Origin of the sequence: Mesorhizobium salmacidum (SeqCode) (assembly GCF_037179605.1) — a bacterium.
Lineage (GTDB): Bacteria > Pseudomonadota > Alphaproteobacteria > Rhizobiales > Rhizobiaceae > Mesorhizobium > Mesorhizobium salmacidum.
Genome location: NZ_JAPYKS010000053.1, coordinates 1 through 14945, shown reverse-complemented (window position 1 = coordinate 14945; position 14945 = coordinate 1). Strand labels below are relative to the sequence as shown.

Genomic DNA, 14945 nt, shown 5'->3' with positions numbered 1-14945 from the left:
CGCGCCGTCTATGGCGACCACCCCTATTCGCGCTCCGATCAGGGCACCAGGCAGAGCATCGCCGCCATCACTCAGGATGATCTGAAGGCCCTTCACAAGGCAGTCTTCGCGCGCGGCGAGCTGCATGTCGCGGTCGTCGGAGCCATCGACCCGGAAACGCTGAAGAAGAAGCTGGATCTGGTGTTCGGAGACCTGCCGCAGAACCCGGCGCTCGCTCCGGTCGCCGACGTCACGCCTGCTCTGGCGCAGCGTGTCGAGGTCAGCTACGACCTGCCGCAGACCTCGCTGCAGCTCGCCTGGCCCGGCGTGAAGCGCAACGCGGCGGATTTCTTCCCCGCCGTTTTGATGAACCGTATTCTCGGCGCCCCCTTCACCTCGCGCCTGTGGCAGGAAGTGCGCGAAAAGCGCGGACTGGCCTACAGGGTGAAATCCTCGCTGGTGAACCAGGACCACGCCGACGCGCTGATCGTCACCACCGGAACGCGTTCCGACCGCGCGGCCGAGACGCTCGGCATCGTGCGCGACGTCGTCAAGCGGCTGGCCGAGGATGGGCCGACCGAGGCCGAACTGGCGGCGTCGAAGAAATATCTGATCGGCGCCTACGCGATCAACAATCTGAATTCGTCGAGTTCCATCGCCGCGACGCTGGTCGAGCTGCAGGTCGACGATCTCGGCATCGACTACATGCAGCGCCGCACCGGCCTCATCGACGCGGTGACGCGCGATCAGGTCAAGGCGGTGGCGAAGAAGCTGCTGAGCTCCGAGCCGAGCATCATGGTGGTCGGACCGCCGCTGGCCGCCGCCGGCAAGGGATGAGCCCGACTTTTGGGGCGCACCTCTATGTCATCGAGGTCTCGAAACGAACCGGCAAGGCTGGGCGGCAGACGCCCAGCCTTGCCGTCCGCGACAAACCGCTCCTGCCGATCGCGCCCGCAAGCGACCGTGCAGTCGTTTCTTCTCGATAGCCATGGGATGGTTCTGCTTTCCATCCTCATAGCCTCACGCACAAAAGCCCGGTACCCAGCGCAGGTTTGTGGCGTTACCGATACGCCGAGCAGCCGAGTACCGCGGCGTAGCCCAATCGGTGGTGAACCCCCCGCGGGCGAGCCTGGCCACAAGCACGCATGTGCTGTGGGTTTCTCTTGACCAACCGCAGGTCTTTGGCGCTTCAGATTCGCCGGAGGGTCCGAATGAATATCCATAAGAATGCCCGTCTGACGCCGCTGCGTCGAGAGGAAATGGCGCTGTCGGTGATAGAAGGCGGCCTTTCCCAAGCCCAAGCGGCGTTGAGGTATGCGGTGACGGGCAAGATCGTGGCCCGTTGGGTCGAGCGCTATAAAGCTGAGGGCCGGGCCGGCATGGCCGACCGCTCGTCGCGACCCAAGCACAGCCCCAGCGCCACCGAGCCGTCGATCGTCGAGCGGATCGTGGCGCTGCGGCGCCAGCGCCTCACCGGCCAGCATATCGCGCATGAGGTTGGCGTTTCGCCAGCGACGGTGAGTCGGGTGCTTGCGCGCGCGGGCCTTTCGCGACTGGCGGACTTGGAACCGGCCGCCCGGTAGTAGGCTACGCGCGAGCACCCAGGCGAAATGATCCACATCGAGGATTCGTGCTGAGCACGACCATCTGCTCGAACTCTGCAGACGTACGGTCGCCTGGTGAAGGCAGGAGAAGATCGCCGCGCTTCCACCCAAGCCCAAAAGCCGGCTAAGGTAGAACAAAGCGCCGGGCAATGACACCGGGCCGCTAGACTTTGGCAGGCTGCAGAGCCGGTCGGATCCGCAGACACTCCGGACTTACCGTTTTGCGATTCTGATGAGCTCGCATGGGTCCACCTCAAACGCATCTGCAATTCTACCAAGAACGCTGACGCTGGCCGAAACCCGAGCACGCTTGATCGAGCCGACATAACGCATGCTCAGCCCAGAACGGGCTGCCAGCTCCTCCTGCGTCAGATCCTGATCCTGGCGCAAACGACGCAAATTGATGGCCAAGATCTCCTTGAGATCCATGACCGACTAGGAATCAGAAGAGGAACTGACGTTCTAGGAATGATCGTTCCTATTCGCTAGAGTAGGGACCCGATCTGAAGAGTGCTTGTTGAAGGGGGATGGTTTTCCTGTGCTCAAACCGCTACTCGATCCCGACGTTGCCGACGTCGCCCCAGATGCCCCCATCCTGACCGGCTATGACGAGGAGCGACTGCTCACTTACATCCGCCTTCTCGATGCGGCGGCGGAGAACGCCGACTGGCGCGACGTGGCAAGGATCGTTCTGCATATCGATCCGACGAAGGAGCCGGAACGAGCATTCCGAGCATGGGAAACACATCTCGCGCGAGCCCGATGGATGACCACGAACGGCTATCGCTATCTTCTGGCTGGTGGAGCACCGCACTGAAACCGACTGGCCCGATGGGGTCTGCTGATGCGCGATTGCTGACTTTTTGACTGCCGAAAGAGCAGCAGGCTCTCGCGCCGTCGCTACGAGACACATATCACTTAGGCTGGTGAACCGGACAGCCTGCTCGAAGTCCAGCCATTGTTCTACCGCAAGGAGAATTCTAACCGAGCCTCCGGATCCCGGCGGGTCCTGCAATGGATGTCGGCTCGGCGCCCCTCCGGGTTCACTGCCTCAGCGAACCAAGCTATGGCACATTCTCAATCTCGGCGCCGTTGATGACGCGGGCTGCTTACCGCCCGCACAACGCGCCTTCCTCCGCAATCGCGCTTCGACGATGGGGAGCGAGACCTCGGATGCGAAGCAGCTTCCTCGTGCCGCTCAAAAAGGTGCATGGCGCCCCTGCTGAGGTCTAGGCCGCGTCCCGTCGATTCATCGTTTCGGAAATCTACTTTTTCCAGCGGTGCGAACGGAAGACCCGCGCCTGAGGAGGCGCGGGCATGTTGCCTGGAAGCTTGTAGGGCTGCGGTACTCGAAACATAACCGCAGAATTGAACCATGCCGAACTACGGTAAACATACGCTTAACGCCGCGAGCGGCCGCGGGAAGCCATTCATGTCACAATGGCATGGGACGGCCGTGCCTATCCAGCGCACCCAAAGCCCGATGTGGTCCCCACGAGAATCCCAACTTGGTTATGAAGATGAGATTCGGCAGCCAGCCCGCGCAGCAGAAAACAGGTCGTGCTTCGTCCTTTCCGGACGTTTCTTCAGGAGGACCGAAAAGCCGAATCGTTCGAGTTCATTCGACACCAATCGAAGAAGAAAAAAGCTTTTGGGCCTGTCTTGAGCACCTGCGGCCTGCCCTTGACGTACGTCGAGGGCTTTTGCACCAAGTTTGAAGATGGCCGACTACTTGGAAAAGTCGCCCCGCACGATGCCGTGGCGCTGCAACTTGTCGTAAAAGGTCTTCCGCGGAATGCCCAACGCCTCGACCGTTCGCCTGACGTCTCCGCCGTTGCGGCCGAGCGTCTCGCGGATGATCTCGGCCTCGTAGCGCTCCAAGCGCTCCGGCAGCGAGCCAGCCGCATCAGAGGGTAGCGTCCGCATTTCTTGTTCCACCCCGAGCACGAAACGTTCGGCAAAATGCGCCAATTCGCGCACATTGCCCGGCCAGTCATGCTCGTCCAGATACCGGTGCACCGATGCAGGTCCGGCAGGCACCGGGCGGCGGAAGCGGGCTGCCGCACGCTCTGCGAAGTAGCCGAACAGAAGAGCAATATCGTCGCGGCGCTCGCGTAGCGGTGGAATGGAGACGGTCACCACATTGAGCCGATAGTAGAGATCCTCGCGGAAATTACCGCGCTGGCGCGGGTCGCCAAGATCAACCTTGGCCGCGGCGACCACGCGCAGATCCACCGGCCTTACGTCGTTGGTACCGAGCGGCATGACCTCGCGCATTTCCAGCACACGCAACATTCGCACCTGTGTGGACGCCGGCATGCTTTCGATTTCGTCGAGGAACAGCGTGCCGCCGCTTGAATGCTCGACGCGACCGATCCGCTTTTTCTGCGCGCCGGTGAAAGCGCCTGCCTCGTGGCCGAACAACTCGCTTTCGATCACCGTCTCCGGCAAAGTCCCGCAATTCAGCGCGACGAAATTGCCCTTGGCGCGGCGGCTCCAGCGGTGCAGCAATCCGGCCACCACCTCCTTGCCGGAGCCGGTCTCCCCGGTCACCAGCACGTCGACGTCGGTGTCCGCGATTTGCCTCAGCGTATGGCGCAGTCTTTCCATCGCCGGCGTCTGGCCGATCAGCGGCAAGCTGTCCTGTGCCAACTCGCCCGCCTCGCGCAGAGCCCGGTTCTCCATGGTTAGGCGGCGTTTTTCAGCTGCCCGCCGCACACTCTGTGTCAGTCCGTCAGCGGCAAACGGCTTGGTGATGAAGTCGTAGGCGCCGTCCTTGATCGCCTTGACTGCCATTGGGACGTCTCCGTGACCGGTGATGAGGATGACGGGGATGTCGGGATCGAGCCGCAGGATGCGGTCGAAAAGCTGCAATCCATCGATCTCGGGCATGCGGATGTCGGACACAACCACACCGGCAAAATCGGAATCGATCCCGTCCAGGGCCTTCGACGCCATCGAAAACGCCGACACCGCGAATCCCGCAAGCTCGAGCGTCTGGGCGGTGGCTTTCAGGAGGTCACGGTCGTCATCGATCAGGATGACCGGTGCTACACTCTGGTGCGTCATGCTCGATTACGCTGCCTTCAAAAGATAAACGGTGAAGCATGTGCCACTGTCGCCGCTCGCGACCTCGATACGCCCGCCATAGTCGGCGACGATTTCCTTCGAGATCACCAAGCCGAGACCCAGGCCAGTTTCCTTCGACGTGTTGAACGGCGTGAACAGCGAGTTCAGCATCGCCGGCGGGATGCCTGGCCCGTTGTCCAATACGCTGAGCGCCACGCCCTCAGCCGTTTCCTCCACCGAAACTTCCACCCTAGCATGGTCGCAGCCCTCAAGCGCTTCCAGCGCGTTCTGAAACAGATTGATCAGCACCTGTTCGAGCCGGACTCGACTTCCCATGACCTTGAACGGAGCGGGCGCGGGCTCGACGACAAGCGCGTCGAGCCGGCCGCCAAATCGGCTTCGCAGCAACACGACTGCACTCTCAATGACGGCGCGCAATTCTACGGGGCCAGCCGCGGTACGGCCCTTGCGGGCGAAGGCCTTCAAGTTCTCGGTGATCGAGCCGATGCGCTCCGTCAGCGCGGCTATGGCGCCAAGGTTCTCCTCGACCGGAGCGGTCTGCTTGCGCTCCAGGAAGGTGCGGGCATTGTCCGCATAGGCCCGGATGGTGGCAACGGGTTGGTTGATCTCATGCGCTACGCCGGCCGCGACCTGGCCAAGGATGGCCAGTCGATTTGCCTGGACCAGTTCCTGCTGCACTACCTGGAGTTTCGCTTCCGTACTGCGGTGGCCGACGATCTCTGACTGTAGCCGATCGCGGGCGCGGCTCAGATCTTGGGTCCGTTCGGCGACACGCCGTTCGAGCTCGGAGCGCGCCGCCTGTTCGGTCGCGATCCGCATTTGCGCTGATTGCCGGCGCCATAGCAGATATGCAGCCAGGCCGAGGAGCGGAAGCACGATTCCAAGTGCGAGAAGCCGCATGACGCGGACAGCGGCAGCGACCGGCACTTCCACAGGGACGAGATAGTCGAGCCGCCAGGGCGTGGTGGGGACCGGGCTCGAGAGGCGCAGATATTCCGCCTCGTTGCTGCCTGGCGTGACGACATGGACAATCGATACCTCCTGGCTCAATGCCTCGGGTCGCGTGATCGGCAAGGGCATAAGCGGCGCATCTCCGACCTGCTCGCTTTCCCGGATCGCGGCAAGGTTGGGCCCGGCCAGGGCTGCTGTCGTCATGAAGCGCCAGGATGGAATGCTGGTGACCAGCACGACACCATGTTCGTCACTGACATAGGTCGGCCAATTCGCCCGGCGCCAGTTCTGCTCGAGCTGGTCGAATTCCATCTTGACGACGACGACGCCGAGAGGAGCCGTGGCGCTACCGACACGCCGCGAAATGTAAAGACCGGGATGCTTGCTGACATTGCCGAGCGCGAAATATTCGGCTGTTCCGGTTTTCATCGCCTCGGAGAAATAGGCGCGAAAGCCGTAGTTGCCGCCCACAAAGCTGTTCGGCTCGCGCCAGTTGCTAGACGCGGCCGCTATGCCGTCCGTGCCAGCAACGTAGAGCACCGATGCCTTGGTGCCCGAGACAAGGCTTTCAAGCTTGCGGTTCAACACATCGATCGCGACGGCATCGCGCCGCGCCAGGGCATCATGCACCTGCTGGTCCTCCGATAGCAGCAGCGGCAGTGCGCGTGGATTTTCCAAAACAGCGCTAAGCAGCGCCACTTTCAGGTCGGCATCTGTGCGCGCCTGTGCCGCCAGCGCCTTGAGCTCGCTATCCCGCGCGTAGAGGCCGGAGCCCTGGAGCGCCGCGGCAGTGATCGCGAACCCTATCGCCGCGAACCCAAGCCAGACCCGGACCGCACGCCTGCCGAGTTGCTCGGGCGTCGAAGAGAGATCGGAGGCGCGGCGCTGCGGCATCGCCCATCTGTGCATAATTTCGCACAACGGACAATCGAATTTGTGCGGGCAGCCGCACTTTTTGCCCAGATGCAAAGCGCGTGAATTGATGATGATGCCTGAGAGATCAAGGATTTAGCGACAGGAGGGCGCGTCTGGCACGCCGGTTGCGAACTCAATTCAGCAGCCGCGAGGCTGATGAAGCCTAAGGTCCCGGGAGGTCGGGTCTTCCGGGCGCAACGGAGGATATCATGCAGACAACGATTGCTGCTGCCGAGCCGCGCGGCAAGGTTCCCTTCTATCGGCATCTCTATGTGCAGGTCCTTGTGGCAATCGCCGCAGGCGTGCTGCTTGGACATTTCTATCCGGAGACAGGTGCCGCGATGAAGCCGTTTGGCGACGCCTTCATCAAACTGGTGAAGATGATCATCGCGCCGGTGATCTTCCTGACGGTCGCGACTGGCATTGCCGGCGTATCCGACCTGCAGAAAGTCGGCCGTGTCGCCGGTAAGGCGATGATCTATTTCCTGGTCTTCTCGACGCTGGCTCTGGTTATCGGCCTCATCGTCTCGAACGTTGTCCAGCCCGGCGCCGGCATGCACATCAATCCGGCCACGCTCGACGCATCGAAGGTGATGACCTTTACCGAAAAGGCGCATGAAACGACCATCGTCGGCTTCCTGATGAACATCATCCCCGATACGATCACCGGCGCCTTCGTGCAGGGCGATGTTTTGCAGGTGCTGTTCTTTTCTGTGCTGTTCGGCATTGCGATGGGGCTGGTCGGCGACCGCGGCCGTGCCGTCCTCGATTTTCTGCAGGCGCTGACCGCACCGATTTTCCGCCTTGTCGCGATATTGATGAAGGCAGCCCCCATCGGCGCCTTCGGCGCGATGGCCTTTACCATTGGCAAATACGGGATAGGCTCGATGGCCAATCTCGCCATGCTGATCGGCACGTTCTACGCGACCTCGCTGCTGTTCGTGCTGATGGTGCTCGGCGCGGTTGCCCGATACAACGGCTTCTCGATTCTGGCGCTAATCCGCTACATCAAGGAAGAGTTGCTCCTGGTTCTCGGCACCTCCTCGTCAGAGGCGGCGCTCCCCGGCTTGATGGTCAAGATGGAACGTGCCGGCTGCAAGCGCTCCGTCGTGGGCCTGGTCATCCCGACGGGCTATTCCTTCAACCTCGACGGCACCAACATCTACATGACGCTGGCGGCATTGTTCATCGCACAGGCGACCGACACGCCCCTCACTCTTGGCGACCAGGTCCTTTTGCTTCTCGTCGCCATGCTCAGCTCCAAGGGTGCCGCCGGCATAACCGGCGCTGGCTTCATCACGCTGGCGGCGACGCTGTCGGTCGTGCCCGCCGTGCCGGTTGCCGGTATGGCGCTGATCCTCGGCGTCGACCGCTTCATGTCGGAGTGCCGGGCGCTGACCAACCTCGTCGGCAATGCGGTCGCAACGATTGTCGTGGCACGCTGGGAAAAGGAGCTCGATCAGGCGAAGCTCGCCGCGGCCATGGCCGGTGAATTGCCGGACGACGCAGAACTGTCACTGCCGCAAGTCGAGGATGTCTCGACCTCACCCAGCGATCGACCACGGGTCTGGGGCCACGAGATGTATGAAAGCAAACCTCATTGAGACGATTCAGCCCCGGCGGCTTTGCTGCCGGGCGGGTTTGGCGGCCGCTCGCACCATCGACCAGCGGAACGAACTGCTGGCCGTCATCCCTTGCAATTTTCCGACTTATGACTCGACGAGGGCGCCTGTGGCTCCAGCAATGACGCTAAGTTTACCAGTCTCGCATCGGTCGGCGCCGGAGCCGACTCAATCTCTTGATTGGAGCGCGGATGGCTTTGAGGATCATCGGGCAGAGTTCTCTTTAAGCCTGTTGAGCACAAATCGCTTGCTTGCGAGCACGCTCTCTTCGAGCGACGTCGCATTCGCCAGATGCGCGGCGATGGCGCTGGCCAGCATGCAGCCCGTCCCGCGCATCGTTCCATCAAGACGAAGCGCGTCGAAACGGACGGGTTCTTGATCGGGACGCAGCAAAATATCTGTTGATCGCGGTCCCGTCGCGTGGCCACCCTTAAGCAACAACGCCTGCGGCCCGGCTGCAAGCAATCTTTTTCCCTGCTGGAGCGCGTCATCATCGTCCGCTGCCAGTTGCGATCCGACAAGGGCCGCCAGCTCGATGAGATTTGGCGTGACGAGCCGGCAGAGCGGCATGAGATCCCCCTTCATGGCGCCGATCGCGTTCGCTTCCAGCAGTGGCCTGCCCGAAGAGGAAGCCAGCACAGGGTCAAGTACAACCGGTATCAATAGATATTCGCTGAGCACGGCCGCGACCGCGACAATGACCCGCCGCGTTGAGAGCATGCCGATCTTGATGGCCGACACCTTGTTGGCCCGCAATGCTGCGCGCATCTGCTCGGCGACCAGCCCGGGTTGCTGGTGATGGATTGCGATGACGGCATCGTGGGTCTGCACCGTCACCGCGGTGATGGCAAGACAGGTGCGCACGCCGACGGCAGAGATCGTCTCGATATCGCGCGCCAAGCCGGCGCCGCCACTGGAGTCCGATCCGCCAACGACAAGCACATGCGGTTCTCGCTTCAGCGCCATCGCTCCGTCTTTCGGATCCATTCCCGTGTGCGTGCTTCCGGATCGGCATTCAACGTGATGTCGGTGACCACCGCAGCGCAGTCTGCGCCAGCCTCGAAGATACCGTCGAGCCGGTCAGGGTTGAGGCCGCCGATGGCAACCAATGGAATCGGTGCAACTTGTCGCTTCCACGCGCTGATCCGTTCGAGCCCTTGCGGCGCCCATTTCATCTTCTTGAGGCTAGTCGGATAAATGGGTCCCAGCGCCACATAGTCCGGCTCGGCCGCCAGCGCCGTTTCCAGTTCGGTGTGATCGTGGGTCGAAAGCCCGAGCTTCAATCCGGCGTATTCAATCGCCAGCAGATCGGCCGCAGCCAAATCCTCTTGACCGAGATGGACGAAGTCGCAGCCTTCCTCGATGGCCAGCCGCCAATAGTCGTTGATGATCAGTTGGCAACCATGGACCGTGCAGACGTCGTTCGCGCGGCGGATTTCCGTCCGCAGCGTGGCCTCATCCCTGTCCTTCATGCGCAACTGCACCAGCTTGACGCCAAGTGGCACCAGCCGTTCGATCCATCCGGCCCTGTCGACGATCAGATAGAAGGGATCGAGATTCATGGGAAAACCGCCTTGCCGAACGTCGGCGTCGACGGTATGGCGATATCGCGCGGTTCGAGCATTCCCGAGCAGAAAGCCTCACGTCCGGCATCGACCGCCTTGCCGAACGCACCAGCCATGCCGACCGGATCGGCTGCCTTGGCAACCGCGGTGTTCAAGAGCACGGCGTCAAAGCCAAGTTCCATCACGGTTGCCGCGTGCGACGGCCGTCCGAGTCCGGCATCGACAATCAACGGAACATTGGGGAAATGCCCGCGCATCGAGCGCAGCGCCGGGATGTTGACCGGCCCGAGGGCTGAACCGATCGGCGCGCACCACGGCATCAAGACCTTGCAGCCAGCCTCCAGCAGCCGCTCGGCGACGACGAGGTCGTCGGTGGTATAGGGGAATACCGAAAAGCCGTCCTCGCACAAGATGCGAGCGGCTTCGACAAGGCCGAACACGTCCGGCTGTAGTGTGTCGTGGTTGCCGATCACTTCGAGCTTGATCCAACTCGTCCCGAACACTTCGCGCGCCATGTTCGCAGTCGTGACCGCTTCCTTGATGGAGTGGCAGCCGGCAGTGTTGGGCAGGATTTTCGTGCCGAGCGATCGAATCAGCGACCAGAATTTTTCGCCGGCCCTGCCGCCCGCCATCTCACGCCGCAAGGAGACGGTCACCACGGAGGTGCCTGACGCCTTGACCGCATCGGCAAGGATGGCCGGCGAAGGATATTGCGCCGTGCCGAGCAGCAGCCGGGAGGAAAGTGGCGTCCCGAAAAGCTCGAACATGCTAGCCTCCCTGCATCGGCGAGAGGATCTCGATCCGGTCGCCTTCGCTCAACTGGAATTCCGCCCGCCTGGCCTTGTGGACAAGGTCGCTGTTGACGGCTGTCGCCAGCCAATCGCCTTCATAATCGAGGTCGGCAAGCAGTGCCGCCAGTGTCGTGGCGTCAATCTCAAGCACTTCGCCGTTGACGGTCAGTTTCATGAGCAAGCTCCACGGGTTTGTCTTTGCTGAAGAGAAAGTCTGCCGCCTGGCGCGCCATGGCCGGGGCCAGAAGAAAACCATGACGATAGAGGCCGTTGATCCTAACGGTGTCTCCGCTCGCTTCGACTAGCGGCAGATTGTTGGGAAAAGCTGGACGAACCCCGACACCGGTTTCAAGAACCTCAGCCTCGCCAAAGGCCGGATACAGGGCGCAGGCAGTGCTGAGCAACTCCATCATCGAACGGACTGTGATCGATCCCCCGGACTGGCTTTCGATCATCGTCGCGCCGATCATGAAACGGTGGTCGGCCCGCGGCACGACGTAGAGCGGAAAGCGCCGATGAAGCAGCCGGACCGGGCGCGACAGCGAGACGTCGGGCGTGCGCAGGATCAACATCTCGCCGCGAACGCCGCGCAGCCTGCCGTCTACAGTGGCCATTCCCGTGCAGTCGATCTGGCGGTCGAAACCGAAAATCCGCCGGGCGTCGGTGCCAAAGCGGAATGCGACCTCCATGGCCGCGAGCCTGTCATAAAGTGCCGTCATGGCCTGACGCGGGTCGAGATGAGCCTCGTCGGGGAAAAGCAGTCCACGGCGGAAGCGACCGGCGAGGTCGGGCTCGAGGAGCGCGATTTCGTCTTCGTCGACACGCCGATGGCCTGAGGTGCGGCTGGCGAAGCGGTCGAGCTCGCCCGCGTCGCGCGGCGCGGCCACAACCAGTGTTCCGGCCCGCGTCACCTGCCCGGGCGTTGCCGTATCCCACCAGTCGGCGGCGTCGCGTCCGAGATCCAGCACCAGCTGCTCGGCACTTTCACACTCGCACCATGGCGCCAGCATGCCGCCGGCGAACCACGACGCGTTGCCGCCGAGGGAAGGTCTTATCTCCGAAACCGTCACCGCAGCGCCGCGGCTGGCGAGCTCGAAGGCGGCGGTGAGGCCAGCGACGCCGGCCCCTTGCACAAGCACCCTCATGACGGCTCGGCCGCATCGGCGTCGCGCACTGGCATATAGAGATCGCCGCCGGCGCGATACTTCTCCGCCATCGCCGCCATCCCCTCCTTTTGCGCTTCCGCGCGAATGTCGTGGGAGATGCGCATGGAGCAGAATTTCGGTCCGCACATCGAGCAGAAATGCGCAACTTTATGTGCCTCCTTTGGCAACGTCTCGTCGTGGAACGAGCGCGCCGTCTCGGGATCGAGCGACAGGTTGAACTGGTCTTCCCAGCGGAACTCGAAGCGCGCGCGGGAAAGGGCATCATCCCTGATTTTCGCCGCCGGGTGGCCTTTCGCCAGATCTGCCGCGTGTGCGGCTATCTTGTAGGTGATGACGCCGGTCTTGACGTCGTTGCGGTCAGGCAGGCCGAGATGCTCCTTTGGCGTGACATAGCAGAGCATGGCGGTGCCGAACCAGCCGATCATCGCCGCGCCGATGCCGGAAGTGATGTGGTCGTAGCCTGGCGCGATATCGGTCGTCAGCGGTCCGAGCGTATAGAACGGCGCCTCGCCGCAGACAGCGAGCTGCTTGTCCATGTTCTCCTTGATCTTGTGCATGGGAACATGGCCAGGCCCCTCGATCATCACCTGGCAATCCTTGGCCCATGCGATCTTCGTCAGTTCGCCAAGCGTTTCCAGTTCGGCGAATTGCGCGGCATCGTTGGCGTCGGCGATCGAGCCGGGGCGAAGGCCGTCGCCGAGCGAGAACGAGACGTCATAGGCGCGGCAGATGTCGCAGATTTCTTCGAAATGCTCGTAGAGGAAGCTTTCCCGGTGATGGTGCAGGCACCATTTGGCCATGATCGAGCCGCCTCTGCTGACAATGCCGGTAACCCGCTCGACGGTCAGCGGGATGTAATGCAGACGGACGCCGGCATGGATAGTGAAATAGTCGACGCCCTGCTCGGCCTGTTCGATCAGCGTATCGCGATAGACCTCCCAATTCAGGTCCTCGGCGATGCCGCCGACCTTCTCCAGCGCCTGATAGAGCGGCACCGTGCCGATCGGGACTGGTGAATTGCGCACGATCCATTCGCGGATGTTGTGGATGTTGCGGCCCGTAGACAGGTCCATCACTGTGTCGGCGCCCCAGCGGATCGCCCAGATCATCTTTTCGACCTCTTCGGCCATCGATGATGTGATCGCCGAATTGCCGATATTGGCGTTGATCTTGACCAGGAAATTGCGGCCGATGATCATCGGCTCACTTTCGGGGTGGTTGATGTTGGCGGGGATGATTGCACGTCCGCGTGCCACTTCCTCACGCACGAATTCCGCCGTGACGAAATCCGGTATCGAGGCACCGAAGGCCTCGCCGTCCCGCTGCAGCTTGCCTTGCAGGATCTCGCGTCCAAGGTTCTCGCGAATGGCGACGAATTCCATTTCGGGCGTGATGATGCCGGCGCGGGCATAGGCGAGCTGGGTGACGGCCTTGCCCTGCTTGGCCTTGAGCGGCCGATTGCGAATGGGAAATTCCGGCGTCAGGCGCTCGCCAGTCGCAAAGCCGTTGTCTTCCGGGCGCACATGGCGGCCGTCATAGGCCTCGACGTCGCCGCGCGTCGCGATCCATTCGTGGCGATGCCGGGCGAGGCCCTTTTCGATGCTGGTTTCGACAGTCGGATCTGTATAGGGGCCGGACGGATCATAGACGGTGACCGGTGGCTCGCCGGCGGTCCGATGGACGGAGATTTCGCGCATCGGCACCCTGATCTGCGGGTGGAGGGTGCCTTGCTCGTGTATCTTGCGGGAGGCGGGCAGGGGTCCCGTCGACACGGCGGGGGTGAGGGCATTCATCTTGAGGCTCCTTTGCTCATGCATCGGAGACCCAGTTCTGTGCCGGAAGGATGAAAAGACGCTTTGGTCGACCTGTTCGAAACAGGTCTTCGGGCATGAACTCCGCAAAGCGCTTGCACCGTCCCTACGCCAGTATGAACTGGATCAGGTTCAACGGGTCACTGCGCCGCGAAAGCCAGCAGTATCTCAGCCCCTTGCCGGGACTCCCCTGGTGAATGCTTCGAATTGAACGGGCTGTCGCCACTTTGTCAAGCGCATTCGCCCCGCAGCGGAAGGGGCAAAGTCGGACGGAAGGCCACTGCCATGCAGAATGGGAACCGTTCGGTACGCGCTCGCTTTTATCGTCGCGAGGCGATGAAGATCTGGACGCTCATGTGCTATGACAAGCCTTCCGAAATGCTACATCTGAAACCATCAAGATATTGACTTTCAAAGCTCACAAGTCGATGGTGAACGGAGAAAGATCACATAGGAAGTCTGTATTTATGCAGTTCACGTTTTTGTATAGTGAGCCAAAGATGTTTCAGATTTCAGCAGAAATATTGTCTTATTGATTCGTAAGACAAGCGCGAGAGCCAATATTGCTCGTCGACGCGACGAGCGACCGGGTGGCGCGCCAATAAGTTCAACTGGCAGCCCCTATGGCCAGTACCCGGACGCCTCGGCCGATAGCGGCAGCACGGCGAGTACTGCTCCTCCCCTCGTCGCGCCGCTCTATCGGCCGAGGCACCCTCGCAAGGAGGCGCGCCTCTCAAATCCAGGATTGCCTTGGCTGTAGAACAGAGCACCTGTGGGAGCATACGAATGGTCGTCGTGGATTCTGCCAATAATGGGGACGGTGGGGAACTGGCTCAACATCCCGGCTCGGCTCAAAGTACTGAGTTGTTGATGCTGGGTGCGCTCGGTGTGGTCTACGGCGATATCGGCACCAGCCCGATCTATGCGCTACGTGAGGCGTTGCATGCTTCGTCTGGCGGCAATATCGCTGACCGCACAGATATTCTCGGCGTGCTGTCGCTGATCATCTGGTCGCTCACGATTACCGTCACGGTAAAGTACATCATGTTCGTGCTGCGGGCCGACAATCGCGGCGAGGGTGGCGTGCTGTCGCTGATGGCGCTGGCCCGCGGCAGTTTTCCGAAGCGTTCGGCGCTGATGCTCGGCATTGGCATCATCGGCGCCTCGTTGTTTTTCGGTGACGCGGTCATCACGCCGGCGATTTCGGTGCTGTCGGCGGTCGAGGGCATGAATGTCGTCACGCCCACCTTCCAGCCGTATGTCGTGCCATTGACGCTGGTCATCCTCGCCATGGTGTTTGCCGTCCAGCGCTTCGGTACCGGCGGCGTTGGGCTGGTGTTCGGCCCGGTGACCGCGGTATGGTTCCTGGCCATCGGCCTATCCGGCATCAATCACATCATCGTCGATCCGGAAATCCTGTGGGCCGTCAGCCCGCACTATATCGTCGCTTT

Annotated in this window: 13 protein-coding genes, 1 pseudogene and 1 riboswitch; of the genes and pseudogenes, 5 read left to right on the top strand and 9 right to left on the bottom strand. The window is 61.9% G+C overall.

Features of this window, described 5'->3' with window-relative positions; genetic code table 11:
* Together O7A60_RS31100 and O7A60_RS31095 are read left to right on the top strand one after the other, a co-directional pair.
* Positions 1–816, top strand: an 816-nt coding sequence (locus O7A60_RS31100; RefSeq protein WP_337109482.1) for a M16 family metallopeptidase, incomplete at its 5' end; no start/stop codon positions are given.
* Positions 817–1190: 374 nt separating this feature from the next.
* Positions 1191–1604 (top strand): annotated as a pseudogene (locus O7A60_RS31095) (leucine zipper domain-containing protein); the annotation flags it as partial.
* Positions 1605–1796: 192 nt separating this feature from the next.
* Here O7A60_RS31095 and O7A60_RS31090 read toward each other — a convergent pair.
* Positions 1797–2012, bottom strand: a complete 216-nt coding sequence (locus tag O7A60_RS31090) for a helix-turn-helix domain-containing protein (RefSeq protein WP_337109481.1) — start codon at positions 2010–2012, stop codon at positions 1797–1799.
* A gap of 109 nt (positions 2013–2121) precedes the next feature.
* On the opposite strand from O7A60_RS31090, the gene O7A60_RS31085 reads away from it, so the two are divergent.
* Positions 2122–2400: a DNA -binding domain-containing protein gene (locus O7A60_RS31085; protein ID WP_027146322.1), complete on the top strand. Its 279-nt coding sequence runs from the start codon at positions 2122–2124 to the stop codon at positions 2398–2400.
* Between the two features lie 911 nt (positions 2401–3311).
* Here the strand turns inward: O7A60_RS31085 and O7A60_RS31080 are convergent.
* Both O7A60_RS31080 and O7A60_RS31075 read right to left on the bottom strand, forming a co-directional pair.
* A complete protein-coding gene (locus O7A60_RS31080; protein WP_337109480.1) occupies positions 3312–4652 on the bottom strand; it encodes a sigma-54-dependent transcriptional regulator in 1341 nt (446 codons plus the stop codon).
* Between the two features lie 6 nt (positions 4653–4658).
* Positions 4659–6518 carry a sensor histidine kinase gene (locus O7A60_RS31075; protein ID WP_337109479.1) on the bottom strand — a complete coding sequence of 620 codons (1860 nt, stop codon included), beginning with the start codon at positions 6516–6518 and terminating at the stop codon, positions 4659–4661.
* Between the two features lie 230 nt (positions 6519–6748).
* Here O7A60_RS31075 and O7A60_RS31070 point away from each other — a divergent pair, with 230 nt between their 5' ends.
* Positions 6749–8143 (top strand): dicarboxylate/amino acid:cation symporter, encoded by a 1395-nt coding sequence (locus O7A60_RS31070; RefSeq protein ID WP_337109478.1) that lies wholly within the window; start codon positions 6749–6751, stop codon positions 8141–8143.
* A gap of 222 nt (positions 8144–8365) precedes the next feature.
* On the opposite strand, the gene O7A60_RS31065 is transcribed toward O7A60_RS31070, so the two are convergent.
* The 6 genes from O7A60_RS31065 to thiC are packed head-to-tail and all read right to left on the bottom strand — an operon-like array spanning position 8366 to position 13476.
* A complete protein-coding gene (locus tag O7A60_RS31065) occupies positions 8366–9127 on the bottom strand; it encodes a hydroxymethylpyrimidine/phosphomethylpyrimidine kinase (RefSeq protein WP_337109483.1) in 762 nt (253 codons plus the stop codon).
* Positions 9118–9723: a thiamine phosphate synthase gene (locus O7A60_RS31060; RefSeq protein ID WP_337109477.1), complete on the bottom strand. Its 606-nt coding sequence runs from the start codon at positions 9721–9723 to the stop codon at positions 9118–9120. The genes O7A60_RS31065 and O7A60_RS31060 overlap by 10 nt, the downstream gene beginning before the upstream one ends.
* Complete coding sequence (locus O7A60_RS31055; RefSeq protein ID WP_337109476.1) at positions 9720–10493, bottom strand: thiazole synthase; 774 nt, start codon at positions 10491–10493, stop codon at positions 9720–9722. The genes O7A60_RS31060 and O7A60_RS31055 overlap by 4 nt, the downstream gene beginning before the upstream one ends.
* Position 10494: 1 nt before the next feature.
* On the bottom strand, positions 10495–10692 hold the full coding sequence (thiS, locus tag O7A60_RS31050; protein WP_337109475.1) for a sulfur carrier protein ThiS: 198 nt from the start codon (positions 10690–10692) through the stop codon (positions 10495–10497).
* Positions 10661–11662 (bottom strand): glycine oxidase ThiO, encoded by a 1002-nt coding sequence (thiO, locus tag O7A60_RS31045; RefSeq protein ID WP_337109474.1) that lies wholly within the window; start codon positions 11660–11662, stop codon positions 10661–10663. The genes thiS and thiO overlap by 32 nt, the downstream gene beginning before the upstream one ends.
* The gene (gene thiC, locus O7A60_RS31040; RefSeq protein ID WP_337109473.1) at positions 11659–13476 is read right to left on the bottom strand and encodes a phosphomethylpyrimidine synthase ThiC; all 1818 of its coding nucleotides are present in this window, start codon (positions 13474–13476) and stop codon (positions 11659–11661) included. Before thiC ends, thiO begins: the two co-directional genes overlap by 4 nt.
* A 103-nt stretch (positions 13477–13579) precedes the next feature.
* A riboswitch (TPP riboswitch) is annotated at positions 13580–13696 on the bottom strand.
* 584 nt (positions 13697–14280) lie between these two features.
* Here thiC and O7A60_RS31035 point away from each other — a divergent pair.
* A partial coding sequence (locus tag O7A60_RS31035; RefSeq protein ID WP_337109472.1) for a KUP/HAK/KT family potassium transporter occupies positions 14281–14945 on the top strand: 665 nt, incomplete at its 3' end.

Excerpts from the sequence above, each read along its gene's own strand:
- O7A60_RS31090 (WP_337109481.1), bottom strand. The coding sequence starts at position 2,012 with ATGGATCTCAAGGAGATCTTGGCCATCAATTTGCGTCGTTTGCGCCAG.
- O7A60_RS31080 (WP_337109480.1), bottom strand. The coding sequence starts at position 4,652 with ATGACGCACCAGAGTGTAGCACCGGTCATCCTGATCGATGACGACCGT.
- O7A60_RS31075 (WP_337109479.1), bottom strand. The coding sequence starts at position 6,518 with ATGCCGCAGCGCCGCGCCTCCGATCTCTCTTCGACGCCCGAGCAACTC.
- O7A60_RS31070 (WP_337109478.1), top strand. The coding sequence starts at position 6,749 with ATGCAGACAACGATTGCTGCTGCCGAGCCGCGCGGCAAGGTTCCCTTC.
- O7A60_RS31065 (WP_337109483.1), bottom strand. The coding sequence starts at position 9,127 with ATGGCGCTGAAGCGAGAACCGCATGTGCTTGTCGTTGGCGGATCGGAC.
- O7A60_RS31060 (WP_337109477.1), bottom strand. The coding sequence starts at position 9,723 with ATGAATCTCGATCCCTTCTATCTGATCGTCGACAGGGCCGGATGGATC.
- O7A60_RS31055 (WP_337109476.1), bottom strand. The coding sequence starts at position 10,493 with ATGTTCGAGCTTTTCGGGACGCCACTTTCCTCCCGGCTGCTGCTCGGC.
- thiS (WP_337109475.1), bottom strand. The coding sequence starts at position 10,692 with ATGAAACTGACCGTCAACGGCGAAGTGCTTGAGATTGACGCCACGACA.
- thiO (WP_337109474.1), bottom strand. The coding sequence starts at position 11,662 with ATGAGGGTGCTTGTGCAAGGGGCCGGCGTCGCTGGCCTCACCGCCGCC.
- thiC (WP_337109473.1), bottom strand. The coding sequence starts at position 13,476 with ATGAATGCCCTCACCCCCGCCGTGTCGACGGGACCCCTGCCCGCCTCC.